The sequence below is a fragment of the Nibrella saemangeumensis genome, assembly GCF_039541915.1.
GTDB classification, from domain to species: Bacteria; Bacteroidota; Bacteroidia; order Cytophagales; family Spirosomataceae; genus Nibrella; species Nibrella saemangeumensis.
In genome coordinates this window covers 377914-395209 of record NZ_BAABHD010000024.1, presented here as the reverse complement: position 1 = coordinate 395209, position 17296 = coordinate 377914, and the positions used below count along the sequence as shown (strand labels likewise).

The following is a 17296-nucleotide window of genomic DNA, read 5'->3' as shown; positions in this document are numbered from 1 at the left end:
GAAGAGGGCCTGGTTACTCATGTCAATATCGTAAAAGCACTCCGTTTTTACAGGCATTTACTGCAAATTAAAACCAGTCCCCGGAAGCCGGTGCCTTCCGGGGACTGGTATAATCAGCGGCTTGCCCGGATTGGGTTATGAGGAGCAGCCTGAGCATTAATTGGAGTTAACTGAACAGAGGCAATCTTCCAGTCATTGTTTTTCTTGGTAAGAATGACATTGAGCATGTCATAATCGGTAGTTCCCTTAGAAACTTTCTGTCCTCCCGGCAGGGTATGGTCTTTATCCGTCCGGTACATTGCTTTGATCGTTGCCATAGCTACTGTTGGTGCCAGAAACCGGACATCTACCTGCTCGCTCTTTGCCGATCCGTACTTAAACATGGTTTCCCCGTAAGCTTTGTGCGCTCTCTGGATTTCACCCCTGTTTTTCCAGTACATACCGACCGGGTTAATCATTACGGCATCCGGAGCGTAGATATCGTACTTGCCGGTATAGGTGTAATCGTGCGCATTCCAGGCATCATCCATTTTCTGAATGACTGCCCGTACGGCTTTTTCGTCGGCAGCAGATTGAGCAAACGTAAGGCTGGTAATAAACAGCAGGGAGAAGAATACGCTAATCGTTTTCATGATTACAGGTTTTGAGATTGAATAAACAGTTTGGTTGTCTTTAAGACTACCCGAAAGTACTGTCCCGAAAACCCTCAAAAACCAGTTATCGTGTGAAGCACCGGTCTGGCTGTGTGAACAGCCGGATTAATGAGTAGCGGAAATGCGCTGACGCGCTATTACCTTTCACGCAGGTGCTGTAAGATTTGCCCCTATCGTAAGAGTATTTGCCAAACAGGACTGGCTTTATACGTGAGAACCCTAGACCTTATAATTGACCAGCCGATGCATCGGCTAAAAAGACCCCTTACTATACATGGAATTATTCAACATAAACCGTCGTCGTTTCCTGCAGGGCGCGACTGCTTCACTCGCCCTGTCGGCCTTTGGTGCCCAGGGTATGGATATCATTAATCAGGCGAAGACCTACCGGGTTGGGCTGATCGGTACCGGGTGGTACGGGAAAAGCGATTTGTTCCGGCTCATTCAGGTGGCCCCGGTTGAGGTAGTGGCCCTCTGCGATGTCGACAAGAACCTGCTCAACGGCGCGGCCAAGCTGGTGAGCCAGCGGCAGAAGTCAGGTAAGACGCCCAAACTGTACGGCGACTACCGGAAGATGCTGGCCGAAAATGAAATGGACATTGTGCTGATTGGTACACCCGACCACTGGCACGCGCTGAACATGATTGATGCGGTAAAAGCGGGTGCGCACGTGTATGTGCAGAAGCCGATCAGCGTGGATGTCCTGGAAGGTGAAGCCATGGTGGCCGCTGCCCGTAAATACAATAAAGTGGTGCAGGTAGGTACCCAGCGCAAAAGCACCCCGCACCTGATCGACGTCAAAAAAAATGTTGTCGATGCGGGTCTGCTTGGCAAAGTTTCACACGTAGAGATGTGCTGTTATCTGCATATGCGGGCCAATGGGAATCCGGCGGTGCAGCCGGTACCTGAGTTCCTGGATTATGAGATGTGGACGGGCCCGGCCCCGATGCGGCCTTACGACGGGCTGCCGCACATCCGCTGGTGGCGGACCTTCAACGAGTATGGCAACGGTATCATGGGCGATATGTGCGTCCACATGCTCGATACAGTCCGGTGGATGCTGGGCCTCGGCTGGCCCAAACGCATTACCTCAACGGGGGGAATCTACGTGCAGAAGGAAGGCAAATCCAATATTCCGGATACCCAGACAGCCGTGTTCGAATACGATGGGCTCAACGCCGTCTGGCAGCAGCGTTCGTGGGGAACCGCACCAAATCCGGATTATCCGTGGTCGTTTACGCTATACGGCGACAAAGGTACCCTGATCGCCAGTACCATGCGGGCCGATTTTATTCCGGTCGGTAAAGACGGCCCAACTAAAGGCGAGAAGATCCACAAAGACGTAGTGTACGAAAAAGAAAAGTATCCCGAAGATATTACCGAAGAACGCATTGAGTTGAATGCCGCGCCAGCCACCCGCCTGCACATGCTCAACTTCATAGCGGCCATTGAAAACGGCGGCCGCCCTGTAGCGGATATTCAGGAAGGGCACATTTCAACGGCTAGCTGCATTCTGGCCAACATCGCCATGCAGACCGGCCGCCCGGTCGTGTACGATCCGCAGAAACATATTGTTGTCGGCGATAAGGAAGCTACCGCCCTGCTGCAGCGGCCTTACCGAAAGCCCTGGAAGCATCCTTTCCCAAATAACGTGTAACGTACAAGAGCGGTTCGCCGTTGCGACGTTGCGACGGCGAACCGTCGGCTTTGGACCATATCAGGTCTAGCCCAGCAGGGATGCTGGGCTTTTTTGTTGTGGCAGGTACCCTTTATATTTGTGTCCACATTTTGCCCCACGTAATGTAGCTTGCATGTACACCTTATACGCTATTCCCAACTGCGACACCGTCAAAAAGGCCCGCACCTGGCTGGCCGACCATGGCGTTGCCTATCAGTTTCACGATTACAAAAAGCAGGGCATCGACGGGCAGATCATTCGGCACTGGCTCACCCAGAAATCCTGGGAGGAACTGGTGAACCGGTCCGGCATCACCTGGAAGAAGCTGCCCGACGCAGAAAAACCCACCGACACCGAAGGGGCTACGGCGCTCATGCTGGCGAAACCTTCCGTAATCCGCCGGCCGCTGATCGAAGCCAACGGACAGATTGTGGCATTGGGGTTTAAAGCGGAGGAGTATGAAAAAACCTTTGCGCCGTTGCGGTAAAAACACAGTTTATGTCGGGAAGTGATCTGGACCTCTGGCTGAGCATGGGCTATTTCCGCATGCACCAGGACATATTTACCTGCCGTTACCTGGTTGTCAACGACACCATCTGCCCCGTACACTGGCTGCGGATGCTGCTGCCGGTCGTTGCCTTTAAAAGTGAGCAGCGCCGGTTGCTGCGCATCAACGCCGGCTTCTCCGTCGCAGTAAACCCCTTTGTGCTGACCGACGAAGCCGAAACCCTGTTTGCCCGGTACCGAAGCGCGGTCGATTTCGACGCACCCACATCGGTAGAGTTCTGGCTGATGAACGGATCGCGCTACAATGCCTTTGATACCTACGCCGTTGAAGTACGCGACGGTGACCGGCTCATTGCCGTTGGGATCTTCGACGACGGAAACGAAAGCATTGCCGGTATCATGAATTTCTATGATCCGGCCTACCGCCGGTATGGCCTGGGAAAGTATCTGATGCTGCAAAAGATTGAGTACGCCCGGAATCGGCAGAAGCAGTACTATTATCCGGGGTATCTCGTCAGTAACTACCCCAAGTTCGATTACAAGCTGTTCCCCTGCGTGGCCGCTACCGAGGTGTTCGATGACATGACCGGCCTGTGGCTGCCGTTCTCCTGGGAAACCGTAAACGCCCTGGCCGCTGATATGCTGGATGAAGAGCCGTAAGCGGTCGGAACCGGATACCGGTTCCGACCGCTGGTACTTAGTTCACTTTAGTCGATACCACTTCAAAACCTGAAGCCGCTACGGCTTTCTGGATTTCGGGTAGCGATGTTTTCTTCGGGTCGTACTTAACCACGGCCGTGCCCTGCTCGTGCGATACCTTTACGTCGGAGACGCCCTTCACTTTCGAGACACCATCTTTTACCTTGTTCTCGCACACATTGCAGGTCATGCCTTTGATGCTGACATTGGCTACCTTTTCGCCTTTTGCCTGCTCCTGCTGCGTTGGCTGGTTATTCGCAGCCGTGTAAGCAAAGCCGGGAAGGGCCATTAAGGACAATGAAGCTGCGGTCATGGTGCCCAACACGGCGCGTTTGATTGGGTTAGCATGCATATTCATGATGGATTGGGGTTTAGCAGCCGGCACGTGCCGGCTGTTGTTACTATACACTAAGTTAGAAAAGCTTACTGAATAATGTTGATGTGGCAGTGACTGATTCTTGACTTTTAATGATAGTAGGATACAAATCAGGTAGTATATTAAATTGGTATCATCTGATCGAGGTAGGAGCCAATCAAGAGTAAATTGAAGATTTTTCAGAGTAACATATAGGGTGTTCAGAAATATTCATGTCTTACAAAGTGTAGAGTCACTTCCAAGCACTTCTTACCCTTTCATGTTCATCCTATGCTTTACTCTCTATTAACCCGCACGGCCTGGTTGCTGTTGTGGCTAGTGGTTGTCCAACTTCCGGCATTCGCTCAGCAACACAACTACGCCGAACTTCTTCAAAAATCCATTTACTTCTACGACGCTCAGCGCTCCGGTACCATGCCGGCCTACGGCTACGCGCCCGGCCAGAACCGCGTCCGCTGGATGGCCGACCAGCACACCTACGACGGCTATGACCTGGTCATCCCCTCCGGCGGATACATCAACGGCCACGGCCAGACCATTACCGATGCCAACAAGATAGGCGCTTTGCAGGGCGGCTTCCGCGATGCCGGTGACCACCCAAAATGGAGCCAGTCCATCACCTTCGCCGTCAACGGCCTGGCGTGGTCGGGCATCGAGTACCGGAACGCGATGCTGAGCTCCGGCCAGATGCCGTACCTGCTGGCCAACGTCAAATGGGGCACCGATTACCTGCTGCGCTGCTTTCTGGCTACCAATCCCGATGATCCGGCTACCTACAAGATTGTCCTGATGGTTAGCGATTACCGGGGGGAGCAGACCGTGGCCACCTCCTCGGAGTTGCAGGTTCACCGGAACCCGCAGCGGCCGCACTTCTACGCCGACAAGGATGCGCCGATGACCCCAACCGTGGCCAATGTAGCGTCGTCGCTGGCGCTGGCCTCGGTGCTGTTCCGGCAGAACGGCGATGCGGCCTACGCCGATAAGCTCGTTGCCGCAGCCCAGCGACTGCATAATTTTACTAAAACCTATTGGGGCTATAGCCACTACAAACGGGCCAACGGAACGGTAGTGCGTAAAACCAGTGCGCTGGCCGATAGTTACTTCGCCAGTGTCGCGCCCGGTTTTTCGGCTAATAACCTGCCCAAGACCATTACCTTGGCCAACGCCAAACAGGCGGCTGGGGCCGATTTTCTGGCCGACCCGACCTGGACCAGCAGCCGAATCTTTCAGCACAGCCCCCAATCGCCCAACGGCGACCCTGGCAATTACGATTACGAAAGCTCTCGCTCCATTGCCGGGCTCATCCGCAACTTCTCGGATAACCTGTGTTACACAGCCATCTGGCTTCACAAGGCCGAGGCCGAACGCAACGGGAACACGGCGCTGGCAACTGATTACCTGAACGAAGCGAAACAATACGGTGATGTAATGGCGACCGACCTCAGCTCCACCGGTTCCTACTGGCATCCGACCCGCACCGATGGTTCAGGCGCAACGGGAGGAGCTGCTCTGCCGTTTGGATTCCACCAGGTGTTTGACTACCGCATTCCGGTCGCCTTGTGGCTGACCCGATTGGTGCCCACGGAACCCAAATATCGCCAGTGGCTGGAGCAGAGCCTAGATAACCAGGTCAATGCTGAACGCACACCGGGCGGAATGTCCCTGCTGGCCGGCGATAAGAACTGGGGACCTATTGAACAGCTCAGCCCGGCCATGTTCATTCATTTTGCCTATGGCGATGAGGTAAAAGACCCGGTTAAAAAGAACCGGTATATCGGGTATGCGCTGAGCCAGGTGCAGTACTTTCTGGGGGCAAATCCCGAAAACCGCTGTTACGTCATCGGATACCGTCCGCCGGGGGTGATTTCTACCAACATCGGCCTGCACGCCAACGCCCTGAGCGGGGTGAATGGCTTTGACGATTATACGTCCGGACGCTTTGGTCACCCGACCGGGCAGCCAAACAATACCTGTAGCGGAGTGACCGACCCGCGCAACGGGGCCGGCGAAAACCGCAATATGCTGTACGGTGGCGTTATCGGCGGTCCATCGACCGGGCGGGGAGCCGACGCACCGGCCGACCGCTACGCCAATACAGATGGGTCGCCCATCACGACAGTATCGACCCGTGCCCCACGCTCCGAAGTGGCCACGTTCTACCAGCCGTACTGGACGGGTGCTATGGCCCGCATGAAGCAGGCGCTGGGCGGTTCGGGTGGTGAGGTACTCCCTGCCGACTTTGCCAAAGAAGCCTTGCCCGACGGCGAAGACATCCCACACCCGGTGCCCAGTAACTCCAAGTGGATGCGCGAAGAGTTTTTCAGCGAAGCCCGGGTCGATGCGGCTCCGACGGCTACGACTACCACCGTTCGGGTGCGGGTCAATAACCGCAGCCGCTGGCCGCAGCGGATTATTGCCGGCGCGTCGTTCCGGTATTATTTTACGCTGGAGCCGGGCGTTAATGTGACGAAAATCGACCTGCTGAACCCCTACAGCAACATAACAGGTACCTGCCCGGCCGATGCCGACGGAGCCACGCTGAACCCAAATACCGAGGGGATGATTACCAAAGATGCGCCTTCGCAGGGCGGGACCGGCAGCGACATTGTGGTAGTCTCGACTGACGGTGCCGGCAACCGGCTGTGTTACGTGGAGGTGTATTTCCGCAAACCCAGTCTGACTACCTACAACTACCTGTTCGACAACCCGCTGAATACGTCGGTTACCAACGAGCCATTTGCCTGGCGGGTAACCAAAAATCCGCTGGCGGCTGCGCAGGCTATGCTCAACGGCCCGCTGTACAATCCGACGCCGGGCACGACTATTCCGGCGGAGGGCCGCACCGATTTTGAGGTAATTGCCCCCTGGGGAGTGTACCGCTCCAAGAACATTGGCTTTGCGGGTACGTATACCATGCGGCAGGCAGTACTGCGGCTCACCTACTCGGGCACCAACAATACAGCCAACGACTTCTCGTATGCGAACCTGCCCGGTACCTCGGCTACCCCGTCCTGCGCCATGAACATCCCGATGTACAATGAGGGACAACTCTTGTCGGGCGATGAGCCTACCGCACCGGGTCAGATGCCGGGCGCTCCGCCGACCCTGGCAACTCCCGCACACGATTACAAAAAAGCCGTGCAGCGGGCGTTGTATTACTTCGAGACGCAGCGCTCCGGACAGGTAGCGGCCGGTATAACCCTGCCGAACGGCACCACGCTGCCGAACCGGGTCGGCTGGCGCGGTAATGCCCACCACGTGGCCAGCAGCCAGGGGGGAGACATTTTTCCGTCCATCAATTTGGTTGGGGGACTGTACAATGCCGGGGATGATTACCTGAAGTCGTCGCATACCATGGCCGCTGCCGCATCGGTGCTGGCCTGGAGCGCGGTGGAGTTCCCGCAGGCGTACAACCAGGGCCAGAAAACGCACCTGCTGGGTACGCTCAAATACATCAGCGACTACTTCCTGCAGAGTCTGACGTTTGGCGATGCCGCTGATGTAAATACGTATAAGATTTACCTGATGGTAACCGACCGCAAAGCCGCCACCACGCTGCCCAACAATTATCTGGCCCGCCATCAGAAGTGGGCGGCCGCCGAAGTGATGCACGAATTCCCCGGCAATGACCCGGAGAAGCCCGTCCGGCGGTATTTCTACGCCGATAAGGATGCCCCATCGGTCAGCACCGTGTCGGCGATGGCGGCAGCGCTGGCGGCCGGCTCAAAAGTGTTCCGGGACAACGGCGACGCAGCCTACGCCGACCAGTTGCTGACGGCCGCCCGCCGGATGTACAACTTCGTGTTCCATTTCACCCATGGCGGGGGCAAACTGCTGAATTACACGGGTCAGAACTTTTCGACCCGCACCATTGGTTCGCTGGCGGGTTATACCACGAATGGCTTTAACCTGAACGGGGTGATGAAAGATGAGTCCGGCACCCTGGTCCGGCATGACCCATACCTGTACCCGGCCAGCACGACTATTTTTACGCAAGTGGGTGCCCGGCCGGCGGGAATTACTGGTGCCAACGGTATTCTGGCTACTGGTAGTAGCCCCAGTGTCTCGCGTATGAACTTCAACGGTACGCAGCCCGTCGGAACTGGTGCCGACTACGACGCGCCCGTGCCGGATTACCACGAGATGCCGGATAATTACCTTACAGACGTTAGCCTGGTCAGCCGCAACCTGCACGATGATTTATGCTGGGCCGCCCTGTGGCTGCACCAGGCAGAGACCGACCCCACAGCCGCTGCCGGCCGGCTTAACGAAGCTATTACCTACTATGCCGTGTTTAGGAACGATATTGCGGCACGGGGTAACGATCAGGGCAACTCGTTTGGCTTTCACTGGTACCGGGTGCCATCGGCTATTCTGCTGCACAAGCTGAATGCCCCACTGCCGGCTAATATATCCGAAGCGTACCGTAGCCGGATTGAAATGTATACGGGTGCCGACGCGGTTAGTCCGGCTGCAAGTTCGCTGCTGGCCAACGCAGCCGCCAACGGTGGATTTATTAACACCACCAACAACCGGATGCAGCGTCCCGGTGGCTCGTCGGCCCCGAATATGTTTGCCAGCCTGAGCCTCTTTGCCTACGCCCACGCCATGAGCAGCGAAAACCCGGCCCCGACCGGTGCGCGGCAGGCGTTGCAGAGCAAGTTTATCGAAGTGGCCACGACCAACATGAATGCCATGCTGGGTACCAACGCCAACCGCCGGAGCTACATGATTGGCTACGACAGCGGTACCATTCCGGGGCTGGTCGGCGTAAGCGGTTTGCAAAACAATCACCACCGCACCGCCTTAGGGTACTTTGCCGGCATTGGTCACCGGACGACAGGCACCAACTCCCTGTACCGCACCACGGCCCGGCACACGCAGTACGGTGGTATCGTGAGCGGTCCGCAGGCCACTTACAACGGCAACTACTCGCGGGAAACGGTACTGTCGACGCCCTCGACCTCCTGGGCGTTCGAGAGCAACGAGACCTCGCCGGTGACCAACGCCTTTGCGCTGTTCGGCCTCGGCTACCTGACCCGCGACGGCTCCGGAACCGTGTCGGCCGACTTCCCAACTCCGGCGGAGAAGGACGATGAGGTGTTTGTAGAAGCGGGCATTGTCAGCCAGTCGGCGAGCAGCGTGCGCATCCGGGCTACGCTCAATAACCGCTCGCTGTGGCCGGCCCGTGCGTACGACAACCTGCGCTTCCGCTACTATTTTACGCTGGAAGACGGGGCTTCGGTGACCGGGCAGCAAATTATGGCGCACGATGCTACCAACGCACCCACCATTTCGGCCCCGGTACAGGTATCCGGCAATCAGTATTACGTGGAAGTGGCCTTTACCGATAAGATTTATCCGGGTGGAGAGGATCTGGTCAGCGGCCGCCCGACTACATTTACCCCGGCCGGTACCCTGCCCAACAACCCTATGCACTACCGACGGACGGTGGAGTTCCAACTGAATGTCAACAGCGCCTTTGCCAGCGCCGACGACTGGTCGTTTGCCGGTTTGCGGACGGTACCGTCGCTGATCAAGACTAAGCAGATTCCTGTATACGATGGCGGCACTAAGCTGTTCGGGAATGAGCCCGGCAGCTTCGACCTGGAGCTTTGGGCGGATACCGACAACAACGGTACCATTGGCGGAAGCGATGTGCGGCTGAACGGCGGCAATACCCTGGACTTCGGCACGACGGTACTGAACAGTCCGGTTACCCGCCAGCTTATTGCCCGCAATATGACGTTAACCGCCATTACGATTAATCCGGCCTGGTTACTCCCGTATGGCATTAGCCGGAACGGTACATCGGCGCTCACGGTCCCCGCCAGTAACGGCACGGTAACGTTGCAACTTCAGCTGGATGCCGACCGGCCGGGTGGGTTTGGCGGAAACGCCACCTTTACCAGCAATGCGGCCAATCCGCTGGAGAATCCCTTCCGGTTCTCGGTAACGGGTACCGTCAACTGCCCCACCGAGCTGAATGTCTCCCTTACGGCGGAACCCGCTCAGGTGTATTTTGGCCAATCGGCCACGCTGACGGCGGCTATGTCGGGTGGACAGGCTCCGTACACCTTCGAGTGGAACACGGGCGCGACCGGAGCAACACTGACGACGGCTGCGCTGACACAAACCCGTTCGTTTACCGTAACGGGGTATGATGCCGTCGGCTGTTCGTCGTCGGCTGAGGTCAATGTGACGGTGGTTCCGCCGGGCATTACCTTCGAGCCCATTGCGGACCGGACATACGGCGATGCTCCCGTCAGCCTGTCGGCCACGGCTACGTCGGGACTGCCGGTGAGTTTCTCGGTGGTATCCGGACCGGCTACGATAGCGGGTAATACGCTTACTATCACAGGAGCAGGCGAGGTAGTAGTAGAGGCTAATCAGGCTGGTGACAGCTATTACCCGCCCGCGACGCCGGCTACGCGGCAGTTTACGGTAGCGAAAGCCGGCCAGACGATTACGTTCACGCAACTGGCCGATGTGGTATACCAGAGCAGTCCATTGCTAACCTTCGCGCTGACCGCTACGGCGACATCGGGCCTGCCCATCAGTTACCAGGTGGTATCCGGGCCGGCCACGGTGTTGAGTGATTTGCTGACCATTACCGGTATTGGGCCTGTCACGCTGCAGGCCTCACAGGTGGGTAATCAGAACTACCTGGCAGCCGCTGATGTGACGCAAACGTTTGCGGTTACAACGGCTGAAAAGGACAAAGGGGTGAAGCCGGTTCTGGAGTGCGTGGTCAACAACGGCAATGGTCAGTGGACGGCCCGCTTCGGCTACAAAAACGACATGGATATGCCGGTGTATATTCCCGTTGGCACCACCAACTATATGACACCCGCAACCGCCATCGGGCAGCCGGTGAGTTTCCAGCCCGGCCGAATCCAGAACGTCTTTACCGTCAGCTTCCCGGCCAATGGTCAGGTGAGCTGGTCGCTGGCCGGCCCGGATGGTAAGCTGCGTACGGCGACGGCTACCAACAAGTCGGAAGGCTGCAGCAGTGGCACCCGGGTAGCGGCCGGCACGCAGCCGTCGGTAGAAGGCCGAACCCTTGGTATGCAGGTATCGCCCAACCCCACCAGCGACGTGCTGCACGTAACGGTAAGGGGCTTCGGCAATGCACAGTCGGTCACGCTGAAGCTCAATGACCCGACCGGACGGGTACAGGGCGAATGGCCGCTGACGCTCACCAACGGCCAAGGCAAAACCACGCTGGATATTCGCCATATGAGCGCCGGTCTGTATATCCTCTCCGCTGAAAGTGGCAACGAGCGGGTGACCGAGCGGGTGATTCGGATTGACAATTAAGGGTGGTTGGCGGAGTTAGGTAATATCCGGCTGTCTGGAGGAACCTCCCTGGACAGCCGGATATTTAACTTTTAAATTGAGAGGGTTCAATCATGAAAAGCTTTTATTTAACGCTATTCCTGTTTCTGCAGGCGTATAGGCTTTTGGGGCAGAAGGCGGATTGCCAGTTCGTTCATTTGTTTGCTCACGGGCCACAAAAAGCAGCTATTGACGAGTATGTAGATTACGCCAAACGGACAACAAATTTTCCGGTCTGGGGAGAGAACGGACCCATGGGTGTCTATCTGATAAGGCAATTCACTAATAAGGAGAAAAAACCTGGCTTATTGAAACATCCCTGGATGTGGGTATACGTCCGAAAAAGGTACCATGGATTGGTTCGAATTTAAAGTAACCATAACGGGAAATCCATATTGTCGGACCCTAATAACATTCAAAAAAGACGGTACTTATACGTTCAGACCAGATGCTTAGCTTGGCGTTAGCCATTGCGAAGAAGCGCAGCTCGTCTGGCGGCCCGGCGGGGCGGATTGGACCGTGAGACGGGCGAGGTCTGCCGGTCCGTCACTATGGCCTGTTATCCGTACTTTCTTTAGGAGACGCTGATTAATAGGGCTATTCAGGCAATGTGGTGGGGAATAGTACTCGCGTCACAGACCGCACCGGCGGACCGGCGATGCTCGCCCGTCTCTCGATTCAATCGCGGACGAACAGGGTCAGAAAATAGTTCGGCCAAAAATGGGTGTAGGTGTTTGCGCACGTTCGAAAGTTTGGTCAATATTGGGGTAAGATCCGTTCAACATACCCTGTTTATTCATGAAGTTCATAAAAGCGCTACCCGCCTTACTTCTGATAGCCGCTACGCTACCGGCCTTTCTGATCCTTAAGCGCCCGGAAAGTAAAACGCGGGTAACGGCGCCCGGCAAACCAAACGTGATTTTGTTTCTGGTGGATGATCTGGGGTGGACAGACCTGGGTGCCTACGGCAGTGATTTATATCAAACCCCCAATGTGGATGCGTTGGCCAAAGACGGCATTCGGTTTACGGATGCTTATTCGGCCTGTACCGTGTGTTCGCCTACGCGGGCCAGCCTGATGACGGGCAAATATCCGGCCCGGCTTCACTGTACCGACTGGATTGCCGGACACAAAAAGCCCTACGCCAAACTACAGGTTCCCGACTGGACGATGTACCTGGCCGACGGTGAATACACCCTGGCCGAAGCCCTGAAAGATAACGGTTATGCGACCGCCCATATCGGCAAATGGCATCTTGGGGAAGCGGAAAAGAACTGGCCCGAACGGCACGGGTTCGACCTCAACATAGCGGGCTGGGGAGCGGGTTCCCCCGTAGCGAGCGGGGGAACGGGATACTTCAGCCCATACGCTAATCCGCGGCTTACCGATGGACCTCCCGGTGAATACCTGACCGAACGCCTGGCCGACGAAGTGGCTCAGTTCATCAGGACGAACAAAGACAAACCGTTTTTTCTGAACTACTGGCTCTATCAGGTCCATACACCCCTGCAGGCACAAAAGGAGAAAGTCGAGAAATACAAGGCGTTGGTGAAAGCCGGCAACCATCATATCAACCCGACCTATGCTGCCATGGTTGAGCATATGGACGAAGCGTTGGGCAAGGTGGTTCGTACGTTGCGCGAAACCGGACAGTACGAGAATACAATTCTCATTTTTTACTCCGACAACGGCGGGTTGCGGGGTAATTACGAAAATGGGCGAAGAACTGTTACCGACAACTTTCCACTGAGGTCAGGGAAGGGCGACGTGTTTGAGGGTGGCGTTCGGGTGCCGCTCATTATCAGCTGGCCCGCCAAAATAAAGGCGGGGGGCGAGAGCAACGTACCGGCTATATCACCCGATATATACCCGACGATTCTGAGCCTGACAGGCGGAAATATCAAGTCGGCCCGACAACCGGAACTTGACGGAATTGACCTCAGCGGTCTGTTACTGTCGAACCGGACGCCTAACCGGAAGGCCATTTTCTGGCATTACCCGCACTACCATCTGGAAGGAGCCAAACCCTACAGTGCGGTGCGGGTGGGTGACTGGAAGCTGGTCGAGGTGTTTGAGCAGGACTCGCTTCAGCTCTTCAATCTGAAACAGGACATTGGCGAAAAGCGGAATCTGGCAGCCACAAATCCGGCCAAAACAAAGGAGTTGCACAACGCCCTGATCGCCTGGCGTAAACAGGTTAGCGCCCAGATGCCGGTCAGGAACCCAAATTATGATCCGGCCAGAGAAGAGACCTGGGGCGTTGCTAAAAAGGCCGTTGGCGTCGAGTCGGACAAAAACGAATGAGTCTGCCGCAGCCTCTATGCATCTTAGATAATCTACTAATTTCCGAACCAATTGCCTGTGTAGCCCCGTAAGCTGCACGATTTGCCCCCCTGTTCCAGGAATCAGTCAGGTACTTTTGGCATGTTATCTATGTCAAAAGCAATACCTAACTATTCCTGGAACTATGAGAAAGCTGTACCTGGGTCTGTTTGTTTTGTGGGCAGGCACCACCCCTTATTCCCTTTCTGCAACGGTAACACCTGCCTCTACTCCCTGTATGGACAATGGGAAGTATCTGTACTGGACCGGAGAGGTAAACAGCGATTTTTTTAATGAAAACAACTGGCGGGAGGCTACCCAGATGCCCTCGTCACCGACACCATCCGGTGCTGCAACAACCGGAAAGCCGGAACAGAAAGCCAAGCCGTATTGCCTGCCCGGCGCGAACAAACTGTCTTACCAGATTTGCCTCGGCCAGCCCAATCCAGCGCAGGATGTCCACCCCCAGTCCGGCACGCTTGATCCGGGTATGCCCATCCCATACAATCTGTACATTGAGGGGGCCACGGTCGAAATCAATGGCGATGTCTTGTTTGGATGCGCACAGATTGGCATTACCGCCGAGGGGAGTACCCTCCGTTTTCAAAACCACCTGACCAACGGAGTTCTTTCGCTCGACGACGAAACCGATGCCTACTTTTCGATAAACGATGGCCTGGGGGCCGAAGCAGTGGTTAATCTGCTCGACGCCAAATCATGGGTCCGCTTTCAGGCTACCACACCTGATCAGTTGGTAGTGCAGCGCTTGGGGGTCATCTGGGTTAACGACACCGCTAGTGTACACAAGCAGAACATTCGCATTAATCAGTACTACCAGCAGGGGGCCATCGTTCGCGCCATTTCTCCCGATTATCACCCCCTGGCGATATTCAGTGGTGCCAACCTGACGGGCCGAAGTGCCGGATTGACCGAGCGTACAATCTATGCGGGTACTACCATCCCCAATGCGCTGGATAACGCTACCCGGTCGTTTCGGCTGAAACGGGGCTATATGGTTACGCTGGCGGTCGAAGAAAACGGGACCAGCAAGAGTAAGGTATACATTGCCTCCGAGAAAGACCTTGTTGTAAACCTCCTGCCTGCTGCCCTACAGGGCAATGTAAGTTTTATCCGCGTGCTGCCCTGGAACTGGGTTACCAAAAAAGGTACCGGCGGCTATATCGAAGGGCTGGATGCGGGCTGGTTTTACAGTTGGTCGGCGACCAATACATCGAAAGAAAACAACGAGTACGCACCCATGACCTGGGGTGCTGGTGCTACCTCGGATGCCAGCCTGAACGATATTATTGCCAAATACCAGGTAAACCACCTGCTGGGTTTCAATGAGTCGGACAACTGCAGCGACCAGTCGGGGCAATTCAACAATCTGTGTGATCCGGCCGTGGCGGTGGCTTATTATGAAAATATCATGCGCACCGGCATGCGGTTGGGAACACCCGCACCCCGTGAGAATGGCCCTTCTACCTGGCTCAGAGAATTTAACAAGATTGCCAAAGCGAAAGACGTACGTTTCGACTTTGTTGCCGTGCACTGGTACGACTGGGGCAGCTCCCCGCAAAACTCGCCCTTTGCGAATCCTCAGGATGTGTTTAACCGCTTCAAGGCGTACCTCCAGCGCGTACACGACGAGTATCAGCTACCCATCTGGATTACTGAGTTCAATGCTAATCCTAATCGGGATAACTCCGTACAGGCGGCTTTTCTGGAGTTGGCGCTTCCCTACCTCGAACAACTCGATTATGTGGAGCGCTACGCCTATTTCCAGCCCAATCCGCAGTACGGGAGTACCAACGTAGCCCCTGCATACTACTTCGATGATAATGGAAACCTGACCAATATTGGCTCCATTTACCTCGGTCATGCCTCAACCCCTTCTATCCCCGAGCCTACCTACATTAACTCCAGTAACCTGACGGGTATGGATGCCCCCTGGGTAGAACAACCCGCCCGCTTACGCTCCTTTGAAGCGGAATGTGCGCAGTATCCGGGCAGTCAGTGGGACATAAAGTCCAATACCGAAGCGTCCAATCAACTGGTTATTCAGGGTAATTCCGGCAAGGCCGGCGTGTCGGCCATCGCAAAGCAGGTGCATTTTGAGTTTGATCTGGCTGGTCCGGAGTCGTACCGTCTGTGGATACGGGCCCGTGCAGCCGCCAACGGTAGCATAAAAGTTAAAATGGACGGTGGCGAGTTTGCCACCATTGGCGGCCTGTCGGGGGCCGGTTTCTTCTGGTACAAAATTCCCCGTTTCTACGACCTGAAAGCCGGCAAACACCGCCTGACACTGGAATTCCCGAACGCCAATCTGGAACTGGATCAGGTCGTGTTCACCACGAGCAGCGCAGCGGTCAAACTGACACCTCAGCCCGCTTTGTCGTGCATACCCGGTGAGCAGCCCTGGGGACCGGTCCAGACGAACGTCACTTATTTTAAAGAAGCCGAAGCCGGCAGTCCATTAGGCGCAAACTGGGCCATAAAATCAGCGCCAAAGGCTATAAACGGGCAGTTTATTCAGTCGGTCGATGGCCTATCGGCCCTCGCTGCGGCCCCTGATGCTGCCGGTCAGGCTGTTTACGAAATTACTGTAGCCGAAACCGATCATTACGACATCTGGGGGAAAATCCAGTCGAAGGGTGGTGCCGGCGACACCTACTGGATCAGGGTGGATAACGAGCCGTTCCGGCCCTGGGCCAACCTGGGTAATGATCTGTTTGACTGGTACTGGAAAAAATTCCATTACAGCCAGGGTGGCGAAGATCGCAGCTTTACCTATTTCCTCACGGCGGGTACGCACTACATTACGGTAGCGTATGCCAATCCCGGCGCCAAACTGGACCGACTGGCCGTGAGCAGCGTGGGGCGCAACCCCGCCGACGAAGATCCGAATGTGATCAAATCGGTGTTTGTCTCTGATTATGAAGCCGAAAACGCCGAGTTGCTGGGCACGGTTGCGGTGGTAGATTGTGATAAATCGTCGAACCAAAAGCAGGTTAACCTGGGTAGGGCGTTTGCCAATGGGGTGCGGTTCAATGAAGTGGTGACCGACGCCACCGGCACCTACGAGCTGTCGATTCATTACATGAGCAAAGTGAGCCGGAGTTTCCGGTTGCTGGTCAACGGCGTGAGTCAGGGGCAGAAGACCGTAAATCCTTCTGGTAACTGGTGTTTTGAAGGTGGGGCACCAGCCATTTATAAGGTGAATATTCAACTCAATGATGGAGTAAATACCATCGAGCTGCGCACGGTGGGCAGTGGAATACTACCCGAAGCGCCTTTTATGGATAAAATCAACCTGGCTAAAATTCCTTCGGGCGCACGGGCCATGGTGCCCGGTATGGCTGAGGGGAATAGCGAGGCCAATGCGCTGGAGGTGTATCCCAACCCGGCAGCGACCCATGAATCCATTATGATCAAAATCCCAGCATCGGACCGCATCATGCGGTTGAACATCCTGGATCTGACCGGTAAAATCCACTACTCTGAGACACAGGAGCCTACGGCGGGGAAAACGATCAGCCTTAGCCCGGCCTTACCCTCCGGACTCTATCTGATTCAACTCCAGAACGGCACCCGGCAACAGACCCGCAAGCTGCTGGTACGGTAGGAAATAAGTTAGCAGTAAAATTGAGGAGCAACAACCAAAGAAAACAGAACAAAGATTTGCGGGTTACCTTTTCAGTTAAGCACGCTTTCTCATCCATT

The 17296-nt window shown here is 55.7% G+C and carries 8 protein-coding genes; 6 read left to right on the top strand and 2 right to left on the bottom strand.

Annotation, left to right across the window (positions count from 1 at the left end; translation table 11 throughout):
* Nucleotides 1-113: 113 nt before the first annotated feature.
* Entirely contained in the window at nucleotides 114-632 is a 519-nt protein-coding gene (locus ABD949_RS11570) for an SgcJ/EcaC family oxidoreductase (RefSeq protein ID WP_345243584.1), read from the bottom strand.
* Between the two features lie 295 nt (nucleotides 633-927).
* Between ABD949_RS11570 and ABD949_RS11565 the strand changes: the two genes are divergently transcribed.
* The 3 genes from ABD949_RS11565 to ABD949_RS11555 all read left to right on the top strand — a co-directional run bounded on the left by ABD949_RS11565 (nucleotide 928) and on the right by ABD949_RS11555 (nucleotide 3498).
* Nucleotides 928-2310 carry a Gfo/Idh/MocA family protein gene (locus ABD949_RS11565; protein WP_345243582.1) on the top strand — a complete coding sequence of 461 codons (1383 nt, stop codon included), beginning with the start codon at nucleotides 928-930 and terminating at the stop codon, nucleotides 2308-2310.
* Between the two features lie 154 nt (nucleotides 2311-2464).
* On the top strand, nucleotides 2465-2818 hold the full coding sequence (locus tag ABD949_RS11560) for an ArsC family reductase (RefSeq protein ID WP_345243579.1): 354 nt from the start codon (nucleotides 2465-2467) through the stop codon (nucleotides 2816-2818).
* An 11-nt stretch (nucleotides 2819-2829) separates the two neighbouring features.
* A complete protein-coding gene (locus ABD949_RS11555; RefSeq protein WP_345243577.1) occupies nucleotides 2830-3498 on the top strand; it encodes a GNAT family N-acetyltransferase in 669 nt (222 codons plus the stop codon).
* A gap of 37 nt (nucleotides 3499-3535) precedes the next feature.
* Here ABD949_RS11555 and ABD949_RS11550 read toward each other — a convergent pair whose 3' ends face one another.
* The gene (locus ABD949_RS11550; protein WP_345243575.1) at nucleotides 3536-3895 is read right to left on the bottom strand and encodes a heavy-metal-associated domain-containing protein; all 360 of its coding nucleotides are present in this window, start codon (nucleotides 3893-3895) and stop codon (nucleotides 3536-3538) included.
* A 288-nt stretch (nucleotides 3896-4183) separates the two neighbouring features.
* Between ABD949_RS11550 and ABD949_RS11545 the strand changes: the two genes are divergently transcribed.
* The 3 genes from ABD949_RS11545 to ABD949_RS11535 all read left to right on the top strand — a co-directional run bounded on the left by ABD949_RS11545 (nucleotide 4184) and on the right by ABD949_RS11535 (nucleotide 17198).
* Nucleotides 4184-11233: a glycoside hydrolase family 9 protein gene (locus ABD949_RS11545; RefSeq protein WP_345243573.1), complete on the top strand. Its 7050-nt coding sequence runs from the start codon at nucleotides 4184-4186 to the stop codon at nucleotides 11231-11233.
* An 816-nt stretch (nucleotides 11234-12049) separates the two neighbouring features.
* The gene (locus tag ABD949_RS11540) at nucleotides 12050-13555 is read left to right on the top strand and encodes a sulfatase (protein ID WP_345243571.1); all 1506 of its coding nucleotides are present in this window, start codon (nucleotides 12050-12052) and stop codon (nucleotides 13553-13555) included.
* Between the two features lie 163 nt (nucleotides 13556-13718).
* On the top strand, nucleotides 13719-17198 hold the full coding sequence (locus tag ABD949_RS11535; protein WP_345243569.1) for a glycosyl hydrolase: 3480 nt from the start codon (nucleotides 13719-13721) through the stop codon (nucleotides 17196-17198).
* The last annotated feature ends 98 nt before the right edge of the window (nucleotides 17199-17296 follow it).

What these genes read in the sequence shown, in the direction of transcription:
- ABD949_RS11570 (WP_345243584.1), bottom strand. Translation starts at nt 632, where the DNA reads ATGAAAACGATTAGCGTATTCTTCTCCCTGCTGTTTATTACCAGCCTT.
- ABD949_RS11565 (WP_345243582.1), top strand. Translation starts at nt 928, where the DNA reads ATGGAATTATTCAACATAAACCGTCGTCGTTTCCTGCAGGGCGCGACT.
- ABD949_RS11560 (WP_345243579.1), top strand. Translation starts at nt 2,465, where the DNA reads ATGTACACCTTATACGCTATTCCCAACTGCGACACCGTCAAAAAGGCC.
- ABD949_RS11555 (WP_345243577.1), top strand. Translation starts at nt 2,830, where the DNA reads ATGTCGGGAAGTGATCTGGACCTCTGGCTGAGCATGGGCTATTTCCGC.
- ABD949_RS11550 (WP_345243575.1), bottom strand. Translation starts at nt 3,895, where the DNA reads ATGAATATGCATGCTAACCCAATCAAACGCGCCGTGTTGGGCACCATG.
- ABD949_RS11545 (WP_345243573.1), top strand. Translation starts at nt 4,184, where the DNA reads ATGCTTTACTCTCTATTAACCCGCACGGCCTGGTTGCTGTTGTGGCTA.
- ABD949_RS11540 (WP_345243571.1), top strand. Translation starts at nt 12,050, where the DNA reads ATGAAGTTCATAAAAGCGCTACCCGCCTTACTTCTGATAGCCGCTACG.
- ABD949_RS11535 (WP_345243569.1), top strand. Translation starts at nt 13,719, where the DNA reads ATGAGAAAGCTGTACCTGGGTCTGTTTGTTTTGTGGGCAGGCACCACC.